The following is a 3,851-nucleotide window of genomic DNA, read 5'->3' as shown; positions in this document are numbered from 1 at the left end:
GCTGCTTGGCAGCCTCCCGCTCGGCCGCCTCACCCGTGTTCTCCGGAGCGTTGTCGTCCCGACCGCTCATCCCCCGCCTCCTCCGGTAGAGGCCCCGAGGTGAAGACCCGCCGGGGTGAGGGCTTCGGCACGCCGGCCGAGGCGGTAGTGCCGGCCACGGCCCCCGTCCCACGTCCGCCCCCGACCCCCGGCCCCGACCCCCGTTCGCCCCCGTCGATCATGAAGTTATTGCCACGACACGCCGCCGGCGGTGGCAATAACTTCATGATCAACGTGAGGTGAGCAGGAGGGGGCGGAGGGCGGCCACGATGGGGGCGTCGGCGGGCAGCCAGGTGACCGAGTCCAGTTCGTCGGCCGTGAGCCACCGAAGCGCCTCGTGCTCCAGCGCCTGCGGCTGGTCGCCGCCGAGCAGGCGGGCCGCGTACACCTTGAGCACCGACCGGCCGTGCGCCATCCGTACGTTGCGGCCGACCCGGTCGCCGATCTCGACGCGTACGGCCAACTCCTCGGCGCACTCCCGGATCAACGCGTCGGTCTCGGCCTCCCCCGGCTCGACCTTTCCGCCCGGAAACTCCCACATGCCCGCTACCTCGGGTGGGGCGGAACGCGCACAGGCGAGCACCCGCCCATCCCGGATGATCGCCGCACCGACGATCACCTTCAGGTCCCGTCGTTCGGCCTGCCCGCCATCATTCGCCCGTTCGGTCCGCACGGGCGTCCAGGGTGCCAGATCAATCGGCGGTTTGGGTACCGTAGCCGTCCGCTAGGCCAATAAGACACGGAAGTGTGGGCGTGGACACCCCCTCCGAGCAGCGAGAGACTAGGAGACACCGACAAGACACGGGATGGCGACGATTTGGCCACAAGCCGGCAACGGCGCTTGGGGGGTGCGGTGATGCGCGTGCTGTTCAACAGCAGGGCCAAGCACGACTACCTTTCCGACGCGTTGACCTTGCTATCTGGTTGGACGCGCGAGGGCGAGCAGATCCGACGGACGCTCGTGATCGACGATACCCAACACGCCGCACTAACTGAACGGGTCAAGGTCGTCGCGGATGCGCTGCATCTGCGACCCGAGATCAGCCGCCGGGCCGACAGCACCCAGATTCGGGTCGGGCACGGCAGCGGCGACCCGCTGACCGAGGGCGAGGTGTTGTTGGCCGCCCGCATCGAGGACGCCTACCGGGCGGTCACCGAGGCCTGACGACCGTCTCCGAATCCGACAGGGCGTCCTGCGGGTACCAGCGCAACTCCACCGAGTTGCCGTCCGGGTCCCGCACGTAGATCGAGGTCGCCGAACCGCGGGCGCCGAACCGGCTGACCGGCCCGGTCAGCACAGTGAAGACCCCCGAATCGATCACCTGCGCCCAGTCCAGTGGTGCCACCACCAGGCAGAAGTGGTCCACGTTCGCGCCCTGCGGCTCACCTTGGACGAGGTCGATGATGCTGTCGGAGCTGATCCGCACCGAGGGGAACGGGACGGTGCCCGCACGCCACTCGTCGACCCGTACCGGCGCCAGCCCGAGCTGGCCGCAGTAGAAGTCCAGGGACCGTTCCACGTCGGCGACGGTCAGCACCAGGTGGTCGAAACCGGTTACCCGCACCGCGCTCACGCCTCCTTCAGGTGAGCCGCTCAGGTAGTCGTCAACGCTCATGTCGGAGCCTTTCGCTCGGTTTTCCCTGCCGGGTTCACGATCCCCGGACGAGGGACGCCGACCAAGACCCGATACCGCTACGATCGTTGCCCACAGGTCAACGATGGGAACGACGTGCTGGAGCGGTACGAGGTCGAGACGTTCCTGACCCTCGCGGACGAACTGCACTTCGGCCGGACCGCCGAGCGGCTGACAGTGAGCACCGGCCGGGTCAGCCACATCGTGAAGAAGCTGGAACGCCGGATCGGCGCACCGCTGTTCGCCCGCACCAGTCGGGTCGTCCGGCTCACCCCGATCGGCCGGCAGCTCGCCGACGAGCTGGCCCCGCTGGTCGCCGGGATGGACGAGGCCGTCCGCCGCGCGACCGACGCCGCCCGGGGCGTGACCGGGACGCTGCGGGTGGCGTTCCTCGGCGAGTGGACCGCACCGGTGCTGCTCCGGGCGGTGGCCCTGTTCGGTGAACGGCACCCCGACTGCCGGGTGGAGGTGCACGAGGCGCAGTTGTCCACCACCCGATCAGGGCTGCTCGACGGCTCGACGGACGTGTTGATCGCCTCGTACCCCTTCGACGGGATGGCCACCGGCCCGGCGCTGCTCTCCGAGGACCGGGCGCTGGCGGTAGCGGCGGGTCACCCGCTCACCCGGGAGCGGTCGGTGTCGTTGGAGGTGCTCGCCGACCACCCGGTGGTGCAGTACCCGACAGTGACCTCGGTGGAGTTCAAGCGGGACCGCACCCCGGAACGCACCCCGTCCGGCCGGGCGGTGCCAAAGGGGCCCGCCGGGAACACCTTCTCCGAGATGCTGTCCCTGGTCGCCCTGGGCCGGGGCGTCCTGCCGGTGGGCGAGCACACGCGGCGCTACTACCCGCGCCCCGACGTGGCGTACGTGCCCATCCACGACGCGCCACCGATCGAACGAGGGCCGGTCTGGCTGCCCAGCAACACCACCACCCGGGTACGCGAGTTCGTCCGCGCCGCTACCGACGCGAACCCCCGATGAGGCACGCCGAGTTTCGCCACCACCGGCTGGTCCAGGTGTACGACGCGGAGTGCCGGTGGGGGCCGGACGACGACTTCTTCCAGGCGGTGGTCGACGAGACCCCGGCCGCCCGGGTGCTCGACCTCGGCTGCGGCACCGGCAGGCTGACCGTCGCCCTCGCCGCCGCCGGGCACAGAGTCACCGGAGTGGACCCGGCCGGCGCGTCAGTGGCCGCCGCCCGTGCCAAGCCCTGTGGTGAGCGGGTCACCTGGCTTGAGGGCACCTCGGCGCTGCTGCCGGATCGGGCGTTCGACGTGGCGGTGCTGACCAGCCACGTGGCGCAGTTCTTCGTGGACGATGCGGAGTGGGCGCGTACCCTCGCCGACCTGGCCCGGGCGCTCGTGCCCAACGGCCGGTTGGTGTTCGACGCCCGCGACCCGGCGGACCGTCGCTGGGAGCTGTGGAACCCGGTGGATTCGCACCGGCTGGTCACGCTGCCCGCCGGCGGCGAGGTCCGCGCGTGGACCGAGGTCACCGGGGTACGCGACGGAGTGGTCGACTTCACCCACCACTACCACTTCGACGACGGGGAAGAGATCCTCAGCTCGGCGACGGTGCGCTTCCGCACCGAGGTCGAGCTGCGCACCTCCCTGACCAGGGCGGGCTTCATTGTGGACACTGTTCACGGGGGCTGGCGCGGCGAGCCCGTCGGCCACGGCGACGGCGAGTTCGTGGTCCTCGCCCGGGTGGGCCCGTTGGCACCGGTTTTCTAGCCTGGAGCACATGGCGAACATCGCGTACGACCGCAAAGAGCAGGTCCAGCAGATTGAGAGTGGCCTCCTCGAAGGCGAGCAGATCATCGCCGTCTACGACGCCGTCGGCACCGGCACCGGGTTCATCGGGCTGACGGACCGCCGCGTGATCATTCAGGACCGCTCGTTCGTCGGCAAGCGGTTCGCGATCACCAGCATCCCGTACTCGAAGATCACCAGCGTGAGCGTGGTCAGCAACAAGTCGTGGGGTGGTTCGTTCTTCTCCACCGGCGCCATCGCCATCCACGTCGGCACGCACACCTACGAGGTGGAGTTCCGTGGCGCGCAGAAGAGCCACCACGTGCACAACGTGATCCTGCACCACATCTCCTGACCGCACGTACCGTCGTGGGCCCGGCTGGCGTAATAGCCGCGACGACGCCGGGCACCGCGGCCGGCAGGATGA

6 protein-coding genes are annotated in these 3,851 nt (G+C 69.9%); 4 read left to right on the top strand and 2 right to left on the bottom strand.

The annotated features are described in order from the left end of the window. Positions 1 to 268 precede the first annotated feature (268 nt). A complete protein-coding gene (locus AB0C20_RS35575) occupies positions 269 to 712 on the bottom strand; it encodes a (deoxy)nucleoside triphosphate pyrophosphohydrolase (protein WP_238687711.1) in 444 nt (147 codons plus the stop codon). 183 nt (positions 713 to 895) lie between these two features. Between AB0C20_RS35575 and AB0C20_RS35570 the strand changes: the two genes are divergently transcribed. Further along, positions 896 to 1,204 (top strand): 4a-hydroxytetrahydrobiopterin dehydratase, encoded by a 309-nt coding sequence (locus AB0C20_RS35570; protein WP_238680657.1) that lies wholly within the window; start codon positions 896 to 898, stop codon positions 1,202 to 1,204. Here the strand turns inward: AB0C20_RS35570 and AB0C20_RS35565 are convergent. Continuing rightward, positions 1,191 to 1,655 carry a VOC family protein gene (locus AB0C20_RS35565; protein WP_357569658.1) on the bottom strand — a complete coding sequence of 155 codons (465 nt, stop codon included), beginning with the start codon at positions 1,653 to 1,655 and terminating at the stop codon, positions 1,191 to 1,193. The genes AB0C20_RS35570 and AB0C20_RS35565 overlap by 14 nt on opposite strands. Before the next feature lie 114 nt (positions 1,656 to 1,769). Between AB0C20_RS35565 and AB0C20_RS35560 the strand changes: the two genes are divergently transcribed. From AB0C20_RS35560 to AB0C20_RS35550, 3 genes are read left to right on the top strand one after another with little or no spacing between them, the layout of a single operon-like run. Next, entirely contained in the window at positions 1,770 to 2,654 is an 885-nt protein-coding gene (locus AB0C20_RS35560) for a LysR family transcriptional regulator (protein ID WP_357569657.1), read from the top strand. Continuing rightward, positions 2,651 to 3,406 (top strand): class I SAM-dependent methyltransferase, encoded by a 756-nt coding sequence (locus AB0C20_RS35555; RefSeq protein ID WP_357569656.1) that lies wholly within the window; start codon positions 2,651 to 2,653, stop codon positions 3,404 to 3,406. The genes AB0C20_RS35560 and AB0C20_RS35555 overlap by 4 nt, the downstream gene beginning before the upstream one ends. Before the next feature lie 10 nt (positions 3,407 to 3,416). Next, entirely contained in the window at positions 3,417 to 3,779 is a 363-nt protein-coding gene (locus AB0C20_RS35550; RefSeq protein WP_030337500.1) for a PH domain-containing protein, read from the top strand. Positions 3,780 to 3,851: the final 72 nt, after the last annotated feature.

The sequence above is a fragment of the Micromonospora sp. NPDC048843 genome (genome assembly GCF_040649965.1).
Classification (GTDB): domain Bacteria; phylum Actinomycetota; class Actinomycetes; order Mycobacteriales; family Micromonosporaceae; genus Micromonospora; species Micromonospora hortensis.
Note: the sequence above shows the minus strand (reverse complement) of the source record. Positions and strands in the feature narration are given on the sequence as shown.